At 42.4% G+C, this 23,176-nt stretch carries 21 protein-coding genes, 1 tRNA gene and 1 riboswitch; of the genes, 4 read left to right on the top strand and 18 right to left on the bottom strand.

The window, feature by feature from the left end:
- Positions 1-24: 24 nt before the first annotated feature.
- Positions 25-2,904: a M16 family metallopeptidase gene (locus BAE46_RS12740; RefSeq protein WP_070113071.1), complete on the bottom strand. Its 2,880-nt coding sequence runs from the start codon at positions 2,902-2,904 to the stop codon at positions 25-27.
- 203 nt (positions 2,905-3,107) lie between these two features.
- On the opposite strand from BAE46_RS12740, the gene BAE46_RS12735 reads away from it, so the two are divergent.
- From BAE46_RS12735 to BAE46_RS12725, 3 genes are read left to right on the top strand one after another with little or no spacing between them, the layout of a single operon-like run.
- The gene (locus tag BAE46_RS12735; protein ID WP_006003095.1) at positions 3,108-3,494 is read left to right on the top strand and encodes an Hpt domain-containing protein; all 387 of its coding nucleotides are present in this window, start codon (positions 3,108-3,110) and stop codon (positions 3,492-3,494) included.
- A 56-nt stretch (positions 3,495-3,550) separates the two neighbouring features.
- Complete coding sequence (locus tag BAE46_RS12730) at positions 3,551-4,279, top strand: TIGR01621 family pseudouridine synthase (protein WP_006003093.1); 729 nt, start codon at positions 3,551-3,553, stop codon at positions 4,277-4,279.
- Positions 4,276-5,256 (top strand): ketopantoate reductase family protein, encoded by a 981-nt coding sequence (locus BAE46_RS12725; protein ID WP_006003090.1) that lies wholly within the window; start codon positions 4,276-4,278, stop codon positions 5,254-5,256. Before BAE46_RS12730 ends, BAE46_RS12725 begins: the two co-directional genes overlap by 4 nt.
- Positions 5,257-5,413: 157 nt before the next feature.
- On the opposite strand, the gene BAE46_RS12720 is transcribed toward BAE46_RS12725, so the two are convergent.
- From BAE46_RS12720 to BAE46_RS12655, 14 genes are all read right to left on the bottom strand, one after another.
- Positions 5,414-5,788 carry a hypothetical protein gene (locus BAE46_RS12720; RefSeq protein WP_070113069.1) on the bottom strand — a complete coding sequence of 125 codons (375 nt, stop codon included), beginning with the start codon at positions 5,786-5,788 and terminating at the stop codon, positions 5,414-5,416.
- 12 nt (positions 5,789-5,800) lie between these two features.
- Positions 5,801-5,992, bottom strand: coding sequence for a hypothetical protein (locus tag BAE46_RS12715; RefSeq protein WP_070113067.1), 192 nt, complete (start codon positions 5,990-5,992; stop codon positions 5,801-5,803).
- Between the two features lie 194 nt (positions 5,993-6,186).
- Complete coding sequence (lysS, locus tag BAE46_RS12710; RefSeq protein ID WP_070113065.1) at positions 6,187-7,725, bottom strand: lysine--tRNA ligase; 1,539 nt, start codon at positions 7,723-7,725, stop codon at positions 6,187-6,189.
- 87 nt (positions 7,726-7,812) lie between these two features.
- Positions 7,813-8,911, bottom strand: a protein-coding gene (prfB, locus tag BAE46_RS12705) for a peptide chain release factor 2 (protein ID WP_162470417.1) whose coding sequence is annotated in 2 segments (ribosomal slippage) — positions 7,813-8,835 and positions 8,837-8,911 — 1,098 coding nt in all. Because the reading frame shifts where the segments join, the coding sequence is not laid out codon by codon here.
- A 152-nt stretch (positions 8,912-9,063) separates the two neighbouring features.
- Positions 9,064-9,639, bottom strand: coding sequence for an NADPH-dependent FMN reductase (locus BAE46_RS12700; protein WP_070113063.1), 576 nt, complete (start codon positions 9,637-9,639; stop codon positions 9,064-9,066).
- 150 nt (positions 9,640-9,789) lie between these two features.
- Positions 9,790-11,532 carry an arginine--tRNA ligase gene (gene argS / locus BAE46_RS12695; RefSeq protein WP_070113061.1) on the bottom strand — a complete coding sequence of 581 codons (1,743 nt, stop codon included), beginning with the start codon at positions 11,530-11,532 and terminating at the stop codon, positions 9,790-9,792.
- 43 nt (positions 11,533-11,575) lie between these two features.
- On the bottom strand, positions 11,576-13,168 hold the full coding sequence (gene prfC, locus BAE46_RS12690; protein ID WP_006004851.1) for a peptide chain release factor 3: 1,593 nt from the start codon (positions 13,166-13,168) through the stop codon (positions 11,576-11,578).
- Positions 13,169-13,305: 137 nt separating this feature from the next.
- A complete protein-coding gene (gene rimI / locus BAE46_RS12685) occupies positions 13,306-13,761 on the bottom strand; it encodes a ribosomal protein S18-alanine N-acetyltransferase (protein WP_158309261.1) in 456 nt (151 codons plus the stop codon).
- A gap of 4 nt (positions 13,762-13,765) precedes the next feature.
- Positions 13,766-14,062, bottom strand: coding sequence for a hypothetical protein (locus BAE46_RS12680; protein WP_006004847.1), 297 nt, complete (start codon positions 14,060-14,062; stop codon positions 13,766-13,768).
- A 64-nt stretch (positions 14,063-14,126) separates the two neighbouring features.
- Positions 14,127-14,203, bottom strand: a tRNA-Trp gene (locus tag BAE46_RS12675).
- A 45-nt stretch (positions 14,204-14,248) separates the two neighbouring features.
- Complete coding sequence (locus tag BAE46_RS12670; RefSeq protein ID WP_070113059.1) at positions 14,249-15,097, bottom strand: phosphotransferase; 849 nt, start codon at positions 15,095-15,097, stop codon at positions 14,249-14,251.
- Positions 15,087-15,695 (bottom strand): nicotinamide riboside transporter PnuC, encoded by a 609-nt coding sequence (gene pnuC / locus BAE46_RS12665; RefSeq protein WP_006004843.1) that lies wholly within the window; start codon positions 15,693-15,695, stop codon positions 15,087-15,089. The genes BAE46_RS12670 and pnuC overlap by 11 nt, the downstream gene beginning before the upstream one ends.
- 2 nt (positions 15,696-15,697) lie before the next feature.
- On the bottom strand, positions 15,698-15,952 hold the full coding sequence (locus BAE46_RS12660) for a YkoF family thiamine/hydroxymethylpyrimidine-binding protein (RefSeq protein ID WP_040520562.1): 255 nt from the start codon (positions 15,950-15,952) through the stop codon (positions 15,698-15,700).
- 142 nt (positions 15,953-16,094) lie between these two features.
- Complete coding sequence (locus BAE46_RS12655) at positions 16,095-18,224, bottom strand: TonB-dependent receptor (protein WP_070113057.1); 2,130 nt, start codon at positions 18,222-18,224, stop codon at positions 16,095-16,097.
- A gap of 51 nt (positions 18,225-18,275) precedes the next feature.
- Positions 18,276-18,376, bottom strand: a riboswitch (TPP riboswitch).
- A gap of 195 nt (positions 18,377-18,571) precedes the next feature.
- On the opposite strand from BAE46_RS12655, the gene BAE46_RS12650 reads away from it, so the two are divergent.
- The gene (locus BAE46_RS12650) at positions 18,572-20,812 is read left to right on the top strand and encodes a tRNA(Met) cytidine acetyltransferase TmcA domain-containing protein (RefSeq protein WP_070113055.1); all 2,241 of its coding nucleotides are present in this window, start codon (positions 18,572-18,574) and stop codon (positions 20,810-20,812) included.
- Between the two features lie 64 nt (positions 20,813-20,876).
- On the opposite strand, the gene BAE46_RS12645 is transcribed toward BAE46_RS12650, so the two are convergent.
- From BAE46_RS12645 to BAE46_RS12635, 3 genes are read right to left on the bottom strand one after another with little or no spacing between them, the layout of a single operon-like run.
- On the bottom strand, positions 20,877-22,163 hold the full coding sequence (locus BAE46_RS12645) for a tetratricopeptide repeat protein (protein WP_006004835.1): 1,287 nt from the start codon (positions 22,161-22,163) through the stop codon (positions 20,877-20,879).
- Positions 22,156-22,773, bottom strand: coding sequence for an energy transducer TonB (locus BAE46_RS12640; RefSeq protein WP_006004834.1), 618 nt, complete (start codon positions 22,771-22,773; stop codon positions 22,156-22,158). The genes BAE46_RS12645 and BAE46_RS12640 overlap by 8 nt, the downstream gene beginning before the upstream one ends.
- Positions 22,774-22,775: 2 nt before the next feature.
- Positions 22,776-23,174 (bottom strand): ExbD/TolR family protein, encoded by a 399-nt coding sequence (locus tag BAE46_RS12635; protein ID WP_006004833.1) that lies wholly within the window; start codon positions 23,172-23,174, stop codon positions 22,776-22,778.
- Between the last annotated feature and the right edge of the window lie 2 nt (positions 23,175-23,176).

The raw sequence follows: 23,176 nt of genomic DNA, 5'->3' as shown, positions 1-23,176 counted from the left end.
CGTGCTTGCTAGGTCAGTTTTAACTTATTCGGGCACGTCTATTATTTCTATGTCTCTACCCAGCGGTCTTAGTGATTCTACCAATGTCGCAGCGTCTCCTACCACTAAAATATGCATTTTATCAGTATCAAGCCATTTATTCGCTAATGCATTGAGCTGCTCAGCATTTATATTTTGGATGATGGCTTGCTGCTGAGCTGGATACTCTTTGTTCAAACCCAAAGATAGCAGTCTCACCAAAAAACCTGCTTTTTGTCTTGGGGTTTCATATTTAAGGGCGTCAGACTGGCTGTAGGCATTTTTAAGAAAGCCTAACTCCTGAGCCGTCATGCCGGATGCGTTGAAGGTATCTATTTCTGTTATGAATTCTTCAATGCTTTGTCTTGTGAATTGGCTCGACACATCGGCAGACGCAATAAACTGACCCGTTTGTTTACCTCCCACAAATGCACTTCGGGCACCGTAGGTGAAGCCTTTGTCTTCGCGAAGATTTAAATTAATTCGACTGTTAAACATGCCCCCTAACGGAAAGTTCGCCAATGTTAATTTGAAATGCTCTTCGAAAGCATCAAAAACAGGCGCGTGACGAAAAATATTAATGACTGACTGCACGCTGCTCGGGTTATCAACAATATATAGCTTGCCTTTGCTTATGGTGGTGTCAATTGTAAAGCTTGGCAACTCATAGTTTTTGCCTTCCCACGATGATAAAAACGCGCTTAGCTGCAGCGTTTGAGCTTTGTTCATGTCACCCACCGCCACCATTGTTGCATGGTTTGGACGAATGTAATCATCATAGAACTGTTTTACATCATCAAGGGTAATTGCTTGAATACTTAACATGGTGCCATCGTCGGGCAAGCCTAATCTTGATTCGTTTGAATACAACAGCAGATTGCGACCGCGCGAGGCCAACACCGACGGATTTCGCAAGCTTTGCTGCATAGCGCCTAGGGTACGGCTTTTAATAAGGTCAAAGTCAGCCTGGGTAAATGCGGGGCGAAATAGCTTTTCACGTAATAAATCAAGTGTAGGGACGGCATTTTTTGAAAGCGTATCTACATACACATTAATATAGCGGCCACCTGCACTAAACGATATAGAGCTACCCAGTAAACTCAGTTGGTTAGCCACTTCTTCAGCGCTATAGTTCAGGGTACTTTCATTCATTAAAGCGGCTGTTAAGCTGGCAAGACCAGTCTTGTCGATAGGATCAAGTAGTACACCGCCTTCAAGACTTAAACTTAAGGAAAAAGTAGGTGTTTCACTTGTTTCGATCCCTAAAATCTCAATGCCGTTTGGGAATGAATATTCCCAAAAATCAGGCACTGAAATTGCTCGATTTGCATCTGCTGTGGGGGTAATGCTTCTATCAAACGTGTCGACTGTAGCGACGATTTCAGGCGCTAAAATAACAGCTTGTGTTGGCTCAATATTACGTTTAGGCAAAACAAAGTTTTGTTCGCTAGCAGCTAACTGGGCTTGCCCTTGGGGCACTATACTTAGCACAACAGCGGGTTTGCCTTTTATATACTGTTTATAAACACGCATCACGTCTTGTTTAGTCACTGCATTATAACGCGCAAGTTCACTTTTTACCGTGTCTGGTTCACCTTTAAAGGTTTGGCTTGAGGCCATTATATTCACTTTGCCCTCAACGCTTTGCAAAGCATAGATATAGCCCGTTTCTATGTCGCTTTTTACGCGCTGGAGGTCATCGTCCTGCACGCCACGTTCTTCAAACTCAGTTAATGAGTCATGAATGATCTCATTTAAGCTCTTCAAATCTCGCACGTTTTGAGGATTAGCTAAAGACAGTAAGGTAAATTCACATGCAAGCTCTTGACAGAGATGCGCGGCAAAGGCTTGCACCGCAAGGCCTTCTTTTACCATATTTTTATGCAATAAAGAGGTTTTTCCTTCCCCTAAAATACTGGCCAGTACATCGAGCGCGGCCTCGTCTTGATGGTTTGCATATACGGTTGGATAAGTGACCTGTAACAGCGGTAAATGTACATTGTCCTGCAGTGTTATATATCGAGTATAGTCAAGCGTAGCGGGCTGCTTTGCTGCATCAATTACGTCAGGACCTCGCAGAATAGGCGAAAAGTATCTGTCGACCCATGCTTTAGCTTGCGCAATGTCAATGTCGCCGCCAATGGTAAGCACCGCATTATTGGGCCCGTACCATCTTTTAAAAAAGGCTTTAAGGTCATTTAAACCCACGCGATCAAGGTCTTCTACATAGCCTATGGTTGACCACGAATATGGATGTCCAGTAGGATATAGCGCCTGCGCGGTTCTCTCATTGCGCAGGCCGTAGGGTTGATTGTCAACTCGCTGTGCGCGTTCGTTTTTAACTGTTTCACGCTGGTTTTCAAACTTTTTTTGAGTGACTGCAGGCAGTAAAAATCCCATACGATCGGCTTCAAGCCACAACACTTTTTCAAGCTGATTAGCCGGCACTGTTTGAAAATAATTAGTACGGTCGCTATTAGTCGTGCCGTTTAAGTTGCCGCCCGCCTCTGTAATTATTTTAAAATGCTCTTCGTCATCTACATTCTGTGAGCCTTGAAACATCATATGTTCAAAGAAATGGGCAAAACCAGAGCGGCCTATTTGCTCACGTGCAGATCCAACATGGTAGGTTACATTCACATTTACCAAGGGGTCAGAATTATCTTCGTGTAGCACAACCGTTAAGCCGTTTTCAAGAACATACTTATAATGCTTTATGCTCTCACCTTGCAAAGCCACCGGAGCAGCAACGATGCTGTTTTGCTGTGTACACCCGTTCACAAAAACAAGGCATAATGTTAGGGTCGTGGTTAGCGCAAACGCTTTCTTATATGTCGATAATGTTAGGCTGCTATGCACAATGCCTGTTAGTTTCTTCATTTCCATAATGTTAATAATGTGTACTGTTTGCGAACATACGCTTATGATGGATAAAAAAAACCAATTTGTAAAAGCCTAATTAAATCTTTATTACTTGTGTCGTGAATAAACGGGTGGTTTATTTACCAGTTATACCCCTAAGCTGCGACAAATAGCTCACACTATATTGGCTGACACGCGCCTTAGCATGTAAGAGGGACGTCTCTAAAATGACCAAAACACACAAATTAGTCGATATTGAATTCGCCACCACACAACTTGGCGGAAACGTTGCACTACTCGCCAAATTGCTTCATAAATTTTGTGATGAATTTACCTACACGCCGCAGCAGGTAAAAGACGCACTTGCGCAAAACGACGTAAAATCAGCTGAGTTAAAAGTTCACACCGCTAAAGGCTTATCGGGCAATATTGGTTTAACAGCGCTTTATGAGTGCAGCAAAGTGTTAGAGCAACAAATAAGCCAAGACAACATAGATCCGCTTCAAGTTGACGCGTTTCAAAATGTTATGCAAGATACAATTAAGCATATTAAAACATTAGCCGAAGACTTGCAGTACCTTGAAGCCATTGAAATGATAAAACGTACGCGCTAGTGTATGTAATTAGAACCCACCACACTCATAAAATTTACAGTAGAGCAACAGCCTAAATGACATCGATTATTCCTATCGTTTATGACCATCCAGACTTTTTGGTAATCAATAAACCCTGCGATCTACCTATGCACGATCCTTTAGCGAGCGTTTGCCAAGTGCTTTGTCGTCAGTTGTCCCTCGACCAACTTTACTTAGTGCATCGACTCGACTCTGCAACAAGTGGCTGTTTACTGCTGGCAAAAAATAAATTGGCGGCAGCAAGTTTAAGCCAGCTTTTTGCCAATAAAAAAATTGAAAAATACTATGTAGCCATAAGCGATCGCAAACCTAAAAAGAAGCAAGGCAAAGTGTCAGGCGATATGAAAAAAAGTCGTGGCGGCAGCTATATGTTAACGAAACACGCGAATTCGTTGCCTAAAGCTATTACCTTTTTTATCAGTAAAAGCACCCCTGATCTTGGCCGTGTGTTTTACATAAAACCAGTGACCGGTAAAACCCATCAAATACGCGTTGCACTTAAATCTATTGGCAGCGCTATTCTTGGCGACACACGCTATAAAGGCACAAACTCAGATAGACTTTATCTACACAGCGCTATGTTGGTATTTTCGTACAAACAAGATGATTTTTGCATAATGTGCATGCCACAAACCGGGAATTTATTTACACCCGCATTATTACAAGATATCGCGGTAATTCACCACTTACCTTGGCCAAAGTATATACCGCCAATACTACCGCCGACGCACCCACATGGTGTCGACTCACGTAAATCGGTATGAAAATAGGCATTGTGGGTCAAGGCGCTATCGGCAGTTTATTCGCATATTACTTTAAAACACTTTCACCCGTGCTGTTAGTAAAAAATATAGACGTTCCTGCAAGAACAATTATAGGCTTGACTAGAGAAAGCACGCTGCTTGACTTCGCAAAACAGCCCGTTCATAACCCTTTTACCAATAACGCTGAGCCTTATATTTTTGATTTTTTGCTCATTACAGTAAAAGGCTATCAGCTAGCAGAATTGATATCTCAGTTGCGCCCTTGGGTGGCTAGGCAAACGCGGCTGGTAATAGTTCAAAATGGTATGGGCGGCGCACAGATGCTGGCGGCGCATTTTCCACAAAATTTGATTTATGCCGGCACCACCACCGATGCCGTTTATGCTAGCGCTACTGATACATTTCAAATAAGTGCACAAGGTCGTCTCGATATAGGTCCTTTGTGGAATATGCTTGACCCAACACAATATGCGCCCAAACCGTGTAAACATAAGACAGTCAATTGGCAGCATGAGAAAAGCCTGTTAGATAGCTTATTACGCTTTCATCCCTTTGTGATGTATCACCAAGATGTATCTGACGCCCTTTATACAAAACTGGCTATTAATGGCGTAATAAATCCATTAACGGCGGTGCTACAGATTAAAAATGGGCAACTGCGTCAGTACCCTGAGAAAGTAGCTGCGCTGAAGAAAGAAATTTTTGCGGTGTATAAGGCAAATGACATTACGTTTTTTGAACAGGCCCTATCCCATGCGATTGATATAGTAATAGAGGCCACCTCAGAGAATTGGTCTTCAATGTGCCAAGACGTAAAATACAAACGCTTAAGTGAAAATGAAACTGTGCTTGGTTTTTTGAGTAATATGGCGAAATCAAAAAACCTATATACGCCGGTCATAACAGAGCTTTATCAGCGTCTAAGATTGCTTGACGCAAGCCATAGTTCGGCTTCACTTGCAAACGATACCGACTAATCTTTAGTCCTTAAAATTGACATTAAGACATACTGTTAACATAAAAAACGGGGCCGTTAGCCCCGTATTCGATTTTCTACGAGGCCTTGTTTAGAATTGCGCTCTTACACCCACTTTGAATGTACGCCCTAGTACATCATCGCTACTTGGGAAAGTATTACTCAAGAGGAAGGTCACCTAATAAAATTTGATCACGGTTCATCCAGCTTAATGATACCGCTATATTACCTTTATCATCAGCAAGGTTAGAACCTAATATAAGCGATATGTTGTCTCTGTCGCCGTCGCTAACACCTGTTTGTGATTTATTTAACTCAACTAAGGCGGTTGCAACAGTAGCAGTGTCTACTTGACCATTGAAGTTGAAAGGCACTATTTGGCTGGCGTCCATCAATATCAATGTTCTTTGTGAGCACCAACCACGCTGGTTAACCGTGGCTACGCCAGCTGAGCAGTTGTTTACGTTAGTAACATCGCCAGGGATAGTTCCGGGTAAAGTACTAATGATCTTTTCAACTTCTAGCTCTTGCAAAGGCTCAAAATCTTACGCACTCATTGACATAATAGGACTAACAGAAACCGCGTTTGGGCGGGCGATATGTGGACCCGACACCTGTATTTTCTCTGGGCTTTGCTCAATAGCGCCCGAGTTTTGCTGTGCAAACCCAGTTTGGTTGGCAAGCATAGCAATTGAGGCTACGCCCACCGCAATGGTTAGACGAACAGAGTTCGTCAATTTTCACTTTGTAATAATGTGTGTCTCCAATACCGAAGATTTATTAATAATTTATCATTAAAACTTTTTTGTCAGTGGTGTTTTGCAGGAGGGTTTTATTATTGCCAAAAAAATCAAACTTACACTTTTCGTCTGTGCAGTAATCCAAAAAAAGCCCGTAAAACGAGCTTTTTTGGTCTTGTTATAATCTTGCCTTAGTCAACATTAGGACGCATATGCGGGAACAAAATAACGTCTTTAATGGTGCTACAGTCAGCAAATAGCATAACAAGGCGATCAATACCAATGCCTTCTCCTGCCGTGGGCGGAAGGCCATACTCTAGTGCAATAATATAGTCTTCGTCAAAATGCATCGCTTCATCATCGCCTGCGTCTTTTTCTTGCACTTGTTTTTGAAAGCGCGATGCTTGGTCAGCAGAATCGTTTAACTCTGAAAATCCGTTAGCAAGCTCACGTCCACCGACAAAAAATTCAAAACGGTCAGTCACAAATGGATTACTGTCATTTCGGCGTGCTAAGGGCGACACTTCCCATGGGTATTGCGTAATAAACGTAGGCTGCACAAGTTTTTCTTCCGCTGTGGCTTCAAATATTTCACATAAATATTTACCGGCGCCCCAAATACCGTCAACCTCAGGCTCTTTAATATGCAGTTGTTTGGCCATTGATTTCATTTCTGCTAAATGATTTTCTGGATCATTGATAGCCTCAGCATTTGCTTCGGGCCAATACTTTAATATTGCATCAGCCATTGATAAACGCACAAATGGCGTTGCAAAATCATATTCTATGACTTCAATTACGTCACCACGAACGTCGCGAATATGATTTTTCAGCACTGTGGTGCCCAACACATTTTGCGCAAGCTCACGTAGCATCTCCTCGGTAAGATTCATCAGATCAATAAAGTCTGCGTAAGCTTGATAAAACTCAAGCATCGTAAATTCTGGGTTGTGGCGAGTAGACAAGCCTTCATTCCTAAAATTACGATTAATTTCAAATACTCTTTCAAAACCACCTACCACTAAACGCTTCAAGTAAAGTTCCGGTGCAATACGTAAATACATATCTATATCTAAGGCCTTATGGTGAGTCATAAAAGGCTCTGCGGTAGCGCCGCCGGGAATAACCTGCAGCATGGGCGTTTCTACTTCCATAAAACGTCGTTGTGTTAAAAAACGTCTTATGCCGCTCACAATCTCACTTCTTATTCGAAAAGTATTGCGCGTGTCAGGATTTGTAATAAGGTCAACATAACGCTGTCTATATTTAGTCTCCTGATCCGCTAGGCCGTGGAATTTTTCAGGCAAGGGACGCAGTGATTTTGTGAGCAGTTGAAAGTCAGCCATATTGACATATAAATCGCCTTTACCCGATTTGTGTAAAACGCCGCTTACACCAATAATATCACCAATGTCTAAGCTACCATATTGCTCTTTCATCAGTTTCTGGGCTGGTTTATCAGCGTATGATTGAATACGACCTGTCATATCTTGCAGCAAAAAAAACGGACCTCGTTTAGCCATAATGCGACCAGCAATCGTCATCAGATTGCCCTGTTCAACTAAAGTTTCTTTGTCGAACTCACCAAACTCAGTTTGCAAGTCTTGCGCATAGTGCTGGCGTTTAAATTGGTTTGGATAGCCGTTCGAAGGACAATTCTCACGAATTTTATCTAATTTAGCTCTGCGCTCTGCAATCAATTTGTTTTCGTCTTGCTGCTCAATAGTCATCTATTTTCCGTTACTGTTTATATAAACTTAAGGTGTATTTTATCTACAAAGAGAAGTGTGATTTATAGCCCAATGAGAAACTTGCTATTACAGCCCCGATTGAAGACTCGCAATAATAAATTTATTTAGATCACCGTCCAATACTGCTTGGGTATTATGCGATTCAATACCTGTGCGCAAATCTTTTATACGAGAGTCGTCTAGTACATAAGAGCGTATTTGACTGCCCCAACCAATGTCTGACTTCGTATCTTCCATGGCTTGTTTTTCTTCGTTTTGTTTTTGCATTTCAAGCTCATATAGCTTCGCCTTGAGCTGCTTCATGGCTTGGTCTTTATTTTTATGCTGCGAGCGATCATTTTGACACTGCACTACCGTATTGGTGGGCAAATGCGTAATACGCACAGCAGAGTCAGTTCGGTTTACGTGTTGGCCACCTGCACCCGAGGCACGATAAGTGTCGATGCGCAGGTCTGCTGGATTAATATCTATTTCAATATCGTCGTCTATTTCTGGGTAGGCGAAGGCCGATGCAAATGAGGTATGGCGCCTACTGCCTGAGTCAAAAGGTGACTTTCTGACTAAGCGATGCACACCTGTTTCGGTGCGCAACCAGCCAAAAGCATAATCACCTGTAAACTTAATAGTAGCGCTTTTAATGCCTGCTACATCGCCATCAGACAGCTCAATAAGTTCAGTTTTGAAACCTTGGCGTTCACCCCAGCGCAAATACATTCTTAAAAGCATGTCTGCCCAATCTTGCGCTTCGGTGCCGCCGCTGCCAGACTGAATGTCAATGTAGCCATTGTTTGCATCATTTGGACCAGAAAACATGCGCCGAAACTCTAGGGCTTCTAAGTCTTTTATAAGGCTGTTAAGTTCTTGCTGAGCTTCGTCAAAGGTTTCTTGATCATCGGCTTCTATGGCTAATTCTAGCAAACCCTCTATGTCTTGGCTGCCTTGATGCAAGTTTTGAATAGTGTTCACAACAAGTTCAAGCGCTACTTTTTCTTTACCTAGTAACGTTGCTCTTTGAGGGTTATTCCATACATCGGGGTTTTCTAACTCTCGAGAAACTTCTTCTAACTGTTCGACTTTACTGTCGAAGTCAAAGATACCCCCGAAGCGAATCAGCTCGCAGGCGAATATCGGCTAAGGCGTTATTAATAGGGTTTACTTCAAACATGAGATCGCTTCGCTTAGTTCTACAATGGCAAGATTGTACGCAAAATGGCGTATTTTTAACAGCGTAAATATATTTCAATCTACGCTTGGTGCTTAGTTTTGGCCAATGCAAGGTTTTACAAAGGCCAATTTGGCAGATACAGAAGATTTATGCTACCCGTTTTTAAGCGCATTAGTGTAAGTGACCGACTGTTTGCCTAATGCATGAAGCTTTTTCAAGGTAGCTTCATCAACCACTTTGCCACTTGTATCTACAAGGCCAGAAACCTTGCCAATTGCCTGTTGGGCTGGATGCACATACATGCCAATGTTGGCTAGTAGCGTTCTGAGTGCGGCTAATGCTCTTATGCCGCCTAAAGCACCAGGAGAGGCCGCCATAATTACGGCAGTTTTACCTTTAAAAGCCTGCAGTGGCTTTTCGCCGTCTTCCATGCGTGAAGCCCAGTCAATTGCATTTTTTAAGGCGGCGCTGTAGCTGCTATTATACTCAGGTGTTGCAATTAAAAAACCATCATGCTCCATCATTAGGGTTTTAAGTTTTTTAGCACCGTCTGGAATACCCGATACTGCCTCGTCGTCCTCGCTAAATAAAGGTGCTTTAAAATCGTTCAAATGTACGATCGTGACTTTACAGCCAGCAGCTCTTGCACCTTCGCTGGCGGCAACCACTATGCTATGGTTATATGAATGCTGACGAAGACTGCCACTAAAAGCCAATAGTTTACACATACAGATCCTTTAAGTTTGGGGTATTAAATGTATTAGTTAGTAAAGTTTACGCGATTGGGGTGAATTTGTTCATGCCTGCTCAACAATATAAGGCTCAATCCCAAACCGTTACGCTGCCCCACAGCGTAAAAATTAAATGCGCGCACGCATCTACATCTTTTGCATGGTACCAATACCCAACAAATCTAGCCCTAATTTAAGCGTGCTTGCGGTCAATACGCACAAACTCAGACGCGTATGCTTACTTTGCCTACTTACATCATCTTTTAAAATGGGGCAGGCTTCATAAAAGCGCATATAAAGTGATGCTAATTCATATAAGTAGGTGCACAGAATATGCGGTGTTGCTTCTATTGCGACTAACTCGAGCGCGTTTTGACACTGCAATAAGTGCAAACAAAGTGCCTTCTCAGCGTCTTGCTCAATACTCATCTCAATAGTGCTTTGTGCGTGGGCAGCAGGATCAAATTTTGCTTTTTCAAAAATACTCTGAATGCGAGTATACGCATATTGTAAATAAGGTGCGGTGTTGCCCTCAAAGCTCAGCATGGCATTCCAGTCAAACACGTAGTCGGTAGTTCTATTTTTGCTTAAATCGGCGTATTTAACCGCGCCAATTCCTAGCGTTGACTTCATTTGAGCAAGCTGTTGTGGATCAATATCAGGCTTACGCTCTAGCACTAGTTTCTCGGCCCGCTCAACGGCTTCATCGAGTAAATCAATTAGCTTTACAGTGCCGCCAGTTCTGGTTTTAAAAGGCTTGTTGTCTTTGCCTAACATCATGCCAAAAGGACAATGTTGATAGGCTTCGTCAGGCTGCATAAAATTAGCTTTTCTAGCCACCATTTCGGTTTGTTTAAAATGCAGCGCTTGTCGTGCATCGGTGAATATGAGCGTGCGATCAGCCTGTAATACTGACGAGCGATGACGAATGGCGGCTAAGTCTGTAGTGGCATAAAGATAGCCGCCACCAGATTTTTGCACAATATACACCGCAGGCTTGCCGTTTTTATCTGCAAGCTCCTGCAAAAAAACAACTTGAGCGCCTGCATCTTCTTGCGCAATGCCCTTCTCTTTTAATATGCTCACTACAGTGGCTAAGTCATCGTTATAAGCGCTTTCGCCCATTACGTCTTGGCGCGACAGTGACACGCCAAGCGTTTTGTAAATATCTTCAGAATGGCTAATGGACACATCTATAAAGTTTTTCCAAAGCGCCAAGCATTCCTTATCACCACCTTGCAGACGCACCACATATTGGCGCGCGGTGTCGGCAAAGCCTTCCTCATTATCGAAACGCACTTTAGCTTCACGATAGAAGTCTTCTAAATCACTTAATGCGGTTTCAGCAACCTGATCCTGCGCTAGCTTGTCTTGAAGATGGGCTAGCAGCATGCCGAACTGCGTACCCCAATCCCCCATGTGGTTTTGACGGATAACATTGTGGCCTAAAAACGCTAAGCACCTAACCACTGCATCACCGATAATAGTAGAGCGTAAATGCCCCACATGCATTTCCTTTGCTAGGTTTGGCGCAGAGTAATCAACCACCACGTTTTTGGCAGGCACAATGTCAATGCCTAAGCGTTTATCGCTAAGTACTGCGCTTAGTTGCGCAGACAACCACATATTATTTATATGGATATTAATAAAACCAGGACCCGCAATTTCTAGGGTTGACGCCATGTCACTTATATCTACAGCGTCTATTATTTGCTGGGCAATATCCCTTGGGTTTTGTTTTAATTTTTTTGCTAGGCCCATCGCGCCATTAAACTGATATTCACCAAAACCTTTTTTGGTATTTTTAGCCACGGGTACAGGAGCATCAGTGAAGCCCAAGATGTTTAGGGCTGAGGTAAAACGTTCGACTAATAGTTGTTGAATATTCATGTGGTAAAAAAAGCCTATAAGGAAATATGGTTATCGGGTAGTGCTATTGTTCACGCGTGGCAGTAAATTTAATATCGGGGTAGCGCTCTTGCGCCAAAGATAAATTAACCATGGTGGGGGCAATATAGGTTAAGTTGTCACCGCCGTCGTAAGCCAGGTTTATTTCGGTTTTGCGCATGAACTCTTCTACCTTGCGAGGATCACCATATACCCAGCGAGCGGTACTAACATTGACGTGCTCATACAATGCATCCACATTATATTCAGCTTTTAGCCTAGCCACAACTACGTCAAACTGCAGCACCCCTACCGCGCCTACAATTAAATCGTTGTTCATGAGCGGGCGAAATACTTGTACCGCGCCTTCTTCAGCTAGCTGTATAAGGCCTTTTAGCAACTGCTTTTGTTTGAGTGGATCGCGCAAGCGTATACGTTTAAATAGTTCAGGCGCGAAGTTTGGAATGCCCGTAAAAGCATATTTTTCACCGCTGGTGAAAGTGTCACCTATACGCATAGACCCGTGGTTATGCAGGCCGATAATATCACCAGCGTAGGCTTCATCTAGTAGGCTTCTGTCGCCGGCTAAAAAAGTAAGCGCGTCAGAAATACGTACATCCTTACCTATGCGGCTATGGTGCATCTTCATACCTTTTTCGTATTTGCCAGACACTATTCGGCAAAAGGCAATACGATCTCGATGCTTTGGGTCCATGTTAGCCTGAATTTTAAATACAAAACCACTAAAAGATGGTTCTTTAGCTGCTACGAATATGTCGGCATCGGTCTGTCTGCCAATTGGCGCAGGCGCCCAATCAATGAGGCCGTCAAGCATATGATCAACCCCAAAGTTACCCAATGCGGTACCAAAGAATACAGGCGTAAGCTCACCTTTTAAGAAGGCTTCATGTGAAAACTCATGTGACGCGCCGCGCACTAACTCAAGCATTTCTCTTAATTCTTCAGCGTAGATACCAATAGCACTGTCAAGCTCGGGGTTATCGATGCCTTTTATTGTTTTAATAGCTTGAATGGTGTGGCCTTGGCCCGTTTTATACAAGATGGTTTCATCGCGCAGTAAATGATAAACGCCTTTAAATTCTTTACCCATGCCGATTGGCCAGGTTATTGGCGCACACTTTATTTTGAGTATGTCTTCCACTTCATCAAGTAAATCGATAGGGTCACGAGTGTCTCGATCTAATTTATTAATAAAGGTTAAAATAGGAGTATCACGCAGTCGCGTAACTTCCATAAGCTTGATTGTTCTGGCTTCAACACCTTTAGCCGCGTCAATTACCATTAAGCATGAATCTACGGCGGTCAGTGTACGATAGGTATCTTCTGAAAAGTCGGCGTGTCCAGGCGTATCAAGTAAATTAACTAAGTGGTCAAGATACGGAAATTGCATAACTGACGTAGACACAGAAATCCCTCGCTCTTTTTCCATCGCCATCCAGTCAGATTTAGCGTGCTGACCCGATTTTCTGCCTTTTATCGTGCCGGCAACTTGAATAGCATTACCAAACAAGAGCACTTTTTCGGTAATCGTAGTTTTACCCGCGTCGGGATGCGAAATGATAGCAAACGTTCTTCGCTTATTGATTTCACTAATAAAATTGCTATCGCTCATATCCATTAAACCCTTATTTACACTTAATTAATTTAACAATGATCGCGTCAGCGAAAACCGCGTCGTATTCTACCGAAATTTATGTTCTTCTGCTTCGCTAAATTCGGCATTTAACCCAACAAAACGATCGACTAAATCGCCCGCTACGGCAATATCTTTTTTAACAGTAGCGCATCATCAAAGGTGTTGTTAACCAAGCGATAATAGTTTTTGCGAGTAGTAACGAGAGCAAAACCATGCTTTTCATATAAAGCCTTTGCCGGTTTATTTTTCTGGGCAACCTCAAGTAAAATATAATCGTCGCGGCGACGATTGGCGTCACTAATCACATGCGAAAGTAAGGTGCTCGCAATACCTTGTCTTCTTAAATCTGGCAGAGCACAAATGTCTTCTATTTCGACCTCACCAAGCACCACAGTAATCAGCGCATATCCCACACATTCATTATCTATAATAGCAATTAAAGAGTTTGGCAGCATGAGTGCTTTTTCAAAGGTGGTAAATTGCCAAGGACTATCTCGATGCGCACAAAATATTGAATATGCCCGTTGATGCAAACTAATTGCATCAGCCGAATAAACAATACGAATATTATTCACCGTTTTAGTCAACGTACTGGCGAATACTTAGCCAAATTGACTTTTTAATATTGGCTTCGTTTGCATAGCTTACCAGAGGGAGATGGAGTGTTTGCGTTTTACTGTTAAACAGCGGTTGGCTGCTATCAAATAAGCAACTTTGGGGTGAAATTTTGAGTAATTTACATACATCGGCAATCCATGGCATTTGCTTGAGGTCAATGGGCACAGTGGGCTCATACAGACTTATACCCATAGCTAAAAGCTGCGCTTTTTGCTGGGCTGAAAAATGCTGGCAACTGGCGGTTAATGAAGCAGACACGTTCTTAAGTTCCTATTAGGCGCTATATATATGCCAGTTACTTGCGCCCGTTGGCATGAAAAAGTGGCAGGAGTGGAGGGACTCGAACCCCCAGCCATCGGTTTTGGAGACCGCTGTTCTACCAATTGGAACTACACTCCTATTGCCGATGGCATTATAGCGAGCATTGTGAATAAATAAAGGACTTTATTTTGAAATGTTAAGCGACGTTTCCCATAATTCGTAGGTAAAGCTCACCATAACACTGGCTTGATGCATTTTATCACATACTTCTTGTATGTCTCGACTAGCCAAATTTGCATAATAAATACACAAGCTTTTTATTTCACTTTGGTTTAAATTATTAATGGTGCAGCAGCTAGCCATATCAAAATAACGACAGCCCATACCCGCATATTCCCAATCAAAAACAGGCCCGTTTAAATAACTAATATGATCAATGTGCAAATCGTTATGGCAAAGCACGAATTCATCAATGCAGACGTCCAAATAGCGTTGCCACTGCTGTTTAACCTGCAAATATTTTTGCTGAAGCTGCGGTGATGGAGACTCAATTTTATCCCAGTACACTTCCCAGTGCTCATCTAATGCAAGCAGCGGCGCTGACACGAACGAGCTATGCACCTTGTACAATACTTCGGCCAAGGTTTCTACTTTATCACCCATGGCGTTACCCGAGTTGACCTTACGCCCATGTTTTGCGTCTTCATGCTGGCGAATGTCGACCCACTGCTCACAATAAACCTTGCCGTTTACGCTTAAAAAAACGGGTGCTGGCGCTAAGCCTAAAATAGCAAGCTCTTCTTGCATCCTAAATACTTGCCTTCGATCTACAGGCAGCAATTCGTTGCTATCAAACAGTTTTAGCATCAGCGTTTTATCGCCATCACAAACTTTAAAGTTACGATTGATGGTGCCGCTTCTAACACGATTTATCTCAAAATTAGGGCTGGTGACATCCACCACCTCATAACGCTCAAGCATTTTGAGAATGGATAAGCGATCTTTTTCTTTCTTCAAAGGTTTAGGCGACATAGTCCTTTCCCTGACGGTACACACTTTGCCAATGCATTAGACCTCTTAATGCGAGCACAAGGTAAATGAGCATAAGTACTGTCGTTAAGTATAAGCCTCTGTCGTATAAAAGCACCATGCTCACGACGTTAATAATGCTCCAATAAATCCAATTTTCTAACTTTTTAGTGACCGTTAAATAAGTAGTAATGAGCGAAAATACGGTCAGGGTAATGTCGAGTAGTACAAGCTCATAGTTAAGAAATTGAATCGCAATAAAAAAAATAACGGTGCTTGTTACGGCGCCAAACAGTAGGACACTAACATGATTGTGCCAGTTCATACGCGAAATGCTAACTTTTTTATCTCCGCTTCTGCCCCAATAAATAAATCCCCACACCGCCACTGCCATGTAGTAGACATTTAATATCATTTGAAAAAAAAGCGTAACATCCCAGTAAATATAGGCGTATAAGCATGTGCTTATAAACCCAGCAGGCCAACACCAAAGAGACTCTTGAGCGGCCAACCAAACATACACCACCGCTAACAAGACAGCGAAAACCTCGCTTATACTTTGCTGCTGCCACTGTTGCGAAACGGCTTCAAAAAATGCCAATGTCAGGATAAGTTCATATGCGTGGCATTTAGAAACTTACATACAAAAACAGCCTGCCCGACTTGTTCAAACGTGGTTTTCATTTCGGTTTGTATCACCTTCATTACATACGCAAACTCGCCGCTCACCAAGGTAGAAGTGTGGCTTGTTTGCACGTGTAAATGCTGATCGGTGTTTAATCTATCTATAAAATCTTTGATGTAGGGCACATACTCTTGATGCAGCGGATAAAGAGAAATTTCAACGCCTAACTGCAGGGTGTTCTCATTCATAAGTTTTCTCATGTAAAGTTGTGTTAGTGTCAGTTCATCTTTGCTGTCAATTATGTATAGTCGCCTTTATATCTAATCGCAGTAAGATATAAAGGCGTCATAGAGGCGTCATAGCACAGTGTTAAGCCTACTCCCAATCATAGTTAAACGTTACGCCTATTTGGCGAGGTTGGCCAAACTGAAAATACGGGCCGTTAGTGCTGTAGCCGTCACGTGGATCATTAGGGAAGCTACCAAAGCCGCGCGTCACAATCGCCTTGTCGGTCACGTTTTTTACCCACAGCTTGAAAGAGTATGCGTGCTTTCCCATTGCCCGCCAGGTTAGTTCAGAGTTAATGACAGTGGTAGAAGGTGCGCGCACATCATGGTTTATACCTAATCTAAAATCATCTTTTACGTCTATATCTACAAACCAGTTTACGCTATTTGAGAGCTGCCAGTTAGACGCCAGATAGGCAGTGTATTTAGGCGCATGCGCCTGTTGCTGAATGCCCACAAACTCGCCATTTTCTTTTGTATAACCCCCAAATGTAGCATCTAGGTAACCTACATTAGTTTGTAAATACCAGTTTCCTGCAATATCCCACGTACCTGAAAATTCAAAGCCTTTATTCGTGCCCGTGTCAGCATTGCCAATGGCGTCGGCGAATGAACTTGCGCCTGTATCGTCAATCGCAAAAAGGACAGAGTCGCTAACCTGCGCGTCGTCTCTTTGCATGTAAAAGAACGTTAAATTAAGAGTGGCCAAGCCGTCATAGGCGCGGCCTTTTACCCCTATCTCGTAGTTCATATTATATTCTGGGTCAAATGTACGGCTATCAGCGGCAAGTCGGGCATCTATATTATAACCTGCAGCTTTATAACCGCGCGAAATACTGGCAAAAACTAAGTTCTCACCTAACTGGTAGTCAAGCGCAAGCGAAGCTGCCACCAAGGTGTCACTTATGTTTGAGCTGCCGACTGCATCTGCAAAGTCAGTATTGAAACGCTCGACCCGCCCTGCACTGGTAATGTTTGTTTTGTCGTTAAGCACATGCACGTACTGACCAAAGACTGATTGATTAGAGCGCTCATAAGTACTCAAGTAATCACTTTCAAAAAAAGTATTCTGGCGTAATAAATCTTCATCGCTATCGGTAATATTAGCGCCAAGTAAGTAGCTGTTTTGCCCTCTTGCAATTGTACTTGCAAGCTTTATATCAAGTCCGGTTCTTTTTATATCACGCTGATAAAAATCAAATGACGAATAGCCATCAGGGTGTATTCCGACAAATGTCCAATCTTCATCAAAACCGTATTCGGTTTGCGCATCTAACAAATAAGCACTGACCTGTAGTTTGTGTTGGTCAAATCGGTAGTTATATTTTAAGCTGCCTGCGCTAGCATCCACCCTGTCAAAACCAGGTTTGTCTGCAAGCGTTGAGGCATTGTCAAGCGAAAAAATGTCATAGCCGTTGTCTATATCAAAAGTGAACGCGCTTATATCTAAGCTGCTAACGGCATTGAGGGCAACGCTGGTAATAATAGACGCGGTGGTTTCGTCAATGCGATTGGTGTCGTCTGTGTTTAAAAAAGCGTTTTTGATAAAACCATCGCTTTTAGTCTGTTGTATAGAGACTCTTGTAGATATATTGTTTGATAAGGCATTTGAGTAAGTGCCGGCGAGCCGAGACTCGTTAAATTGCCCGTAACTGATATTAACATTGGCAAATAAATCATCGCTTGGCGCGTTGCTCACTAGCTTCACTATACCACCAATGCTATTTGCGCCGCTGGCAACTGACTGTGGTCCAGACAACACTTCTATCTGCCTTATATCATTAACGGTCGCTAAGCCGCCAATGCCGGAAATATCGATGTCGTTTAGAAACAAACCAATCGACGGGTTAATCGGCTCAGCGAACTGCGAACGTTCGCCTATGCCTCTAATTTGCAAAAACTTGCCACGTGAAGCGCCACTCGAAAAATTCAAGTTGGGCACCATGCCAATAATATCTTGAATGTGCCTCGCTTGGCGTGAGTTAATAGCGGCCTCACCTATAACAAAGGCACTGGCGGGTAGTTCAGATAAATCTCGCTGCGATAAATCAGCCGTAACCACAATTCGTTCAACTGACGTTAAATCATCACGGCCTGCTTGTGAACTATCGTTACCCTCGATTACTTGCATAGCATGAAGGCTAGACGCATATAAAAGGCTGCAAGAAATAGCAATTGGCGTGAGTAATAATGAAACTTTTTTTGATGTCTTATACATGTATGGATCTCTTCAAGAATACGAAAAGATCCGGCAACCGTGGCATTGAGAAGGTAAGTAATTGACCATTCCTACGCCGGTACTAACCGGATCAGGTAACTAAGGGTTCTCTTAATGAATCTCAGCGAATTAACGCACCCCTTGGTTCAACATAAGTATGAGGTAAACATAAACCTAAGTTTATTAGTTAAAAATCACACTCGCGCAGAGAATAGCAAGAATCAGGCAATAATCAATGCCTGTTTACGCATTGTTACTAAAATTTTAGCGATTTATTGCCAAGTGAGTTAATCTCAACAAATATAGTATGAACTCAACTTTCTGGATTATCGTGACTATGTTAAAAAATGATGCCGAATAAAGAAGCATTCACAAAATGGCTTAGCGTAAAAAAGACGGGCTTTCACCATAGGCAGTTCTTACTTTTATCATTGCCTTTAGATGAAGCAATGTTTTTCCTAGAGGCTGTAGTGGCAGATTATAAAGACAGCTCTGTTGTTTCAAATAACTTATGCATAAGCCATGTGAAACACATCCCTTTAACTCGCTACCAAGACTATTTGGGACAGCAAACCAACTCTCTTATTTTTGATGCCAGAAATGGGTTTCACTTAAATGCGCTGTATGCAAGCGCTGGCATGGTTCAGGCAGGCGGAATTATTGTGGTGCTGCTGGCATCTGAAAGCTCATATAAGCCAAATTTAGGCCCACTAAAGTTTAGCTATGGGTATACACCTAAAACATCATATTTCACTGACGTTTTTATACGACACGTTAAAAAAAACAATGGAGCTTACGTAGATCCCACGCACTCGTTTTTTCCAAGTAGTGCCATATCATCTCCTTTGAAGCAAGCAATTGAACACGAAACACAAACAAATCAGCAAGACTGGCAACTATCAAAAGACCAGACTGATATCGAAACCAAAATAACGCAAAGGATCAACGCTAAAGCATCCACGGGGTCAGTTTCAATTATTCTTGGCCCACGCGGAAGGGGCAAGTCTACGTTGATAGGTCATATTGCAAGTAGATTATCCGCTAAGGTAAATAACCAGAATACCCCTGTCGTGGTCAGTGCATTAAAGAAACGTCAATTACAGCGTTTTTACGACGTGAACACAGCGAGCCAAGCTCCTTACGAAGCGAACCGTAATGCACCTTTAGAAAAACATGCTATTCAAAAAAATGAAATTAAATTCTACGCGATGGATGAGATCACCGCACTTGCCCCGCCCCATTCCATAGTGATTATTGATGAATTAGCGTCGATCGCGCCGGCGCTGCTTAAGCGTACTATTTCTCATTTTTCACACTGCATACTTACTGGCACTACAGACGGTTATGAGGGTAGCGGCAATGGCTTTATACATAGAGTATTGCCTTACTTAGTCTCCCATAAAAATACGCACGTATACACCTTAAGCAAACCGTTTAGGTGGCTAAAAGGAGACACCGTAGAAACGTGTTTACACTCACTGCTTGGTTATATGCCAAATATGGGATCATCGACAAGAACCGCACACACAACTGATAAATCCTTACAGAGCAAGATAAATAAAGATGTTTTACATGATGTACAATTTGAAATCATAGACAAAACAATATTGGTCAAAAGCAATAAGCTTTATGCTCAAATATTTACATTGCTTAGCGACGCCCATTATCAAACCACCCCTAACGATATTGTAAGAACCTTAGATGCTAATGACTGCATAATAGCAATCGCCTATAAAAACAGCTCCCATATCAATAAGGCCAATCGTCAAGTGCTAGGCGTAGCCATTTTGTTTGAAGAGGGAGGGGAACTCCTTTCATCACTAAAGCATGACATAAGTCTTGGTAAAAGAAGGGTGCAAGGACATTTGAGTCCTCAGGCACTGTCACTCTACTTATTAGATTCTGATTTGTGTGAACTGAAGTATTTACGCATCAACAGAATTGCAGTCAAGCAGGCGCATAAACGACTTAACATAGGCACTAATCTGCTGCAGTTTTGTGAACAATACGCGCATTCTACAAACGTTGACTGTGTTAGTGTATCTTATGGTTTTACTTCTTCTCTATATTCGTTTTGGCTAAAAAATGACTTTACAATGGCTAAGCTTGGACATCGTATTGATACTGCTAGTGGAACCTGCAGCCTATTAATGCTTAAACCATTGCGTGATATCCCTAAATTGAGCAAAAGTTTACTGCAGTTTCGCTTACAAATAGAACGACAGTACTTACGCGAAACGCATAAACGCTTACACACTTTATATCAAAGCATATATCAAACCTTTAAAGCGGATTTTATGTTTACCGATACAGTGCATAAGCAATTTGTCAATAAAGCGCTTAAACGCTACTTAGCAAAAGATATAAATTTAGAAAAAATAGCGCCTATCTTGCTATGGTTGTTAACACACGACGATGCTCACATCTTACCGATATCGGCACGGTCCATCCAAGAACTGATATTAAGATATCATGAAAAAGGTATTCATAAGCCGGAAAAGTGTGAAATAGAACATGTCGTATTTAGTGCTGTTAGCGATATTTTTAGGGTATATACGGAACAGGATCACCTCTTTGACTACTTATGAATCTATATTTCAAGGCAAAAAAAAACCCGCTAATGTAAGCGGGATTTCGATTATCTACATTCGTCTATATTTTAACGCCACGATTTTCAGCTTTTTGCTTGATATAAGGTATCCAAGCTAAAGCATTCCTGCGTAAGCTGGGATCTTTCTGAGCCTCGGTAGCATGCTCATAGGCTTTCCGAAAATTACCCATATAGAAATTAGCTTCCATCAACGAGAAATGCACCTTGCCCTCTTCGTCTATGCCCGACTCTATAGATTTAGTAAGCGCCGTTATAGCCCCTCTATAATCTTCCGCCGTTAACAATAAAACACCTTGCTTGCGGTAATGGTCAGGATCAGCGCTTTTTGCTGCGGCCTGTCCATAATACTTAGCCGCTTCGCTGTACTCACGTGCTAACTGAAGCGTATTTGCCAAACTGGCAATGTCACTAGCTTCCGATTCAAGCATACCCGACGCCATGTATTTCTTTTGCAACTGAGCAGACTTATAAGGCACATCACTTGAGGCATATAGCTGGGCTAAAGCCTTAAACTCTGACCGTTTTGTTAAATATCCTTGTTTATGTGCTAATGAGAACGTAGAAAGTGCTTTGGTATAGTCCTCTACCAACATGTAGAAAAAGCCTAGCTGTGACCACCAGTTTTTCTCTCCTGGGAACAAGGAAACAAGTATTTCAGCAACCTCAACGGCGCCATCATATTGTTTTTTCTCGTGAAAAGCATTTATCTTTAATGCGAAAGGGTTCTTGTTTGGTTGAACATAATTCGCAATAGCAAGATCGGCGGTAAGTAGCACATTATCAAAGTCTTTCATTTCAGTATAAGCTTTCGCCATACGCGTATAAATGTCCGGATCTTCTTTACAGGTAAACGACATCCATTTCTTATAATACTTGATGGAGTTTTCATACTTTTCTTCTTGAATAGACAAGTCAGCCACCAACTTTAAAATATCGGCTTGGTCTTTATCATTCAAAACGCCTAAATCAGCAGCCCGTGTAAGCAGTGATAGAGCCTCTAACTGTTTACCGTCTTCTGACACCAACAATTGTCCAAGAAATCTATTAACAGTTGCGGTATCAAAATCTTCTTTTGAATCAATATCCCGCAGCATGCTGATTGCTTCTTTAACCCTTTCTCTTTCGTCAAGCTCTTCGTTTAGATAGACTTCATATGCTCGCTGAAGCTTCTTACCAGAACGCTCGCCTAACAGCTGTGTTTTGGCCGGTTCATAACCCGGACAAACAATAGCAGCTGACTGTTGCGCAATCGCAAGTGTCGAATATGAACCAAACAAAGCGACACCAGCTGTCATCAAGACTTTATTTAATTTTTTCATATTAATCATCTCCGCCTAAACTAAATTCTAGTCGAACTCTCAAACCAGGCTGTCTTTGTGCAATACCGTCGACAACTTTTGGTCTGTACTTCCACTTACGCAGTGCTCTTTTTGCTTCACGGTCAAAAATTCGTTTTGGATCTGCTTCAAGCACCTCTACATCCTCAACCCCGCCCACCTCGTTGATGGTGAACGATAGGTCAACCCATCCTTCTTTTCCATCACGTGCCGCTTCGGGCGGATATTTTGGATCTATACGCACTATTGGCGTTGCATCACCGTCACGCATCATCGCGCCAATGCCGCCTATATTTACGCCAACACTGCCCGTATCGATACCCGGTATATTTATACTAAAGGCATTTGCATCAGGCTCCGCTGCATCAGGCTCTACCATTTCAACTTTAGGCGGCTCCTTAGGCGGAGGTGGTGGTGGTGGTGGCCTGCGCACGCGTGTGTTTAAGTTTTCGTCTGGGTCGGCCATAATAATATCAATAATGGGTGGCGGATCTACTGGCTTACCCGCCACGCCATCGTTTTCAATTAATTTTGCCATCAGCACAAACAGTGAGAAAGCCACCACGCCACCAAGGAATATTGATGCAATAAATCTAATCATTATTAACTCCTTACCGCAATAGCGACTTTGTCAACACCAGCCTGTTTAACCTGATCCATTACTTTGATTACTACACCATGTTTCGCTTTCACGTCTGCCTCTATGTATACGGCATCAGTAGGCTGCTCTAACAATAATTTCTCTACGTTAGGCCTGACTGCTTCTAGCGAAATTTCACGGCGATCAATCCACACTGCACCATCTTCAGTGACCGCAATAAAAATATTCGCATTTTTGAATTTAGTTGCAGTTATGCCTTCAGGTTTGTTTACGTCAATACCGGCTTGCTTAACAAATACTGTTGTTACAATAAAGAATATGAGCATGATAAACACAATGTCGAGCATTGGCGTCATATCAATTGCTGCATCATCTTGAAGTTCTCTAACTTTACGTCCCATAA

The organism is Glaciecola punicea, assembly GCF_001756615.1.
GTDB classification, from domain to species: domain Bacteria; phylum Pseudomonadota; class Gammaproteobacteria; order Enterobacterales; family Alteromonadaceae; genus Glaciecola; species Glaciecola punicea.
Note: the sequence above shows the minus strand (reverse complement) of the source record. Positions and strands in the feature narration are given on the sequence as shown.

Bases quoted from the DNA above. Each gene is read 5' to 3' on its own strand.
- BAE46_RS12740 (WP_070113071.1), bottom strand. From the start codon at position 2,904: ATGGAAATGAAGAAACTAACAGGCATTGTGCATAGCAGCCTAACATTA.
- BAE46_RS12655 (WP_070113057.1), bottom strand. From the start codon at position 18,224: ATGTATAAGACATCAAAAAAAGTTTCATTATTACTCACGCCAATTGCT.
- BAE46_RS12725 (WP_006003090.1), top strand. From the start codon at position 4,276: ATGAAAATAGGCATTGTGGGTCAAGGCGCTATCGGCAGTTTATTCGCA.
- BAE46_RS12670 (WP_070113059.1), bottom strand. From the start codon at position 15,097: ATGTCGCCTAAACCTTTGAAGAAAGAAAAAGATCGCTTATCCATTCTC.
- prfC (WP_006004851.1), bottom strand. From the start codon at position 13,168: ATGGATATGAGCGATAGCAATTTTATTAGTGAAATCAATAAGCGAAGA.
- BAE46_RS12700 (WP_070113063.1), bottom strand. From the start codon at position 9,639: ATGTGTAAACTATTGGCTTTTAGTGGCAGTCTTCGTCAGCATTCATAT.
- BAE46_RS12640 (WP_006004834.1), bottom strand. From the start codon at position 22,773: ATGATTAGATTTATTGCATCAATATTCCTTGGTGGCGTGGTGGCTTTC.
- BAE46_RS12650 (WP_070113055.1), top strand. From the start codon at position 18,572: ATGATGCCGAATAAAGAAGCATTCACAAAATGGCTTAGCGTAAAAAAG.
- BAE46_RS12735 (WP_006003095.1), top strand. From the start codon at position 3,108: ATGACCAAAACACACAAATTAGTCGATATTGAATTCGCCACCACACAA.
- BAE46_RS12645 (WP_006004835.1), bottom strand. From the start codon at position 22,163: ATGATTAATATGAAAAAATTAAATAAAGTCTTGATGACAGCTGGTGTC.
- argS (WP_070113061.1), bottom strand. From the start codon at position 11,532: ATGAATATTCAACAACTATTAGTCGAACGTTTTACCTCAGCCCTAAAC.
- lysS (WP_070113065.1), bottom strand. From the start codon at position 7,725: ATGACTATTGAGCAGCAAGACGAAAACAAATTGATTGCAGAGCGCAGA.
- BAE46_RS12635 (WP_006004833.1), bottom strand. From the start codon at position 23,174: ATGGGACGTAAAGTTAGAGAACTTCAAGATGATGCAGCAATTGATATG.
- BAE46_RS12730 (WP_006003093.1), top strand. From the start codon at position 3,551: ATGACATCGATTATTCCTATCGTTTATGACCATCCAGACTTTTTGGTA.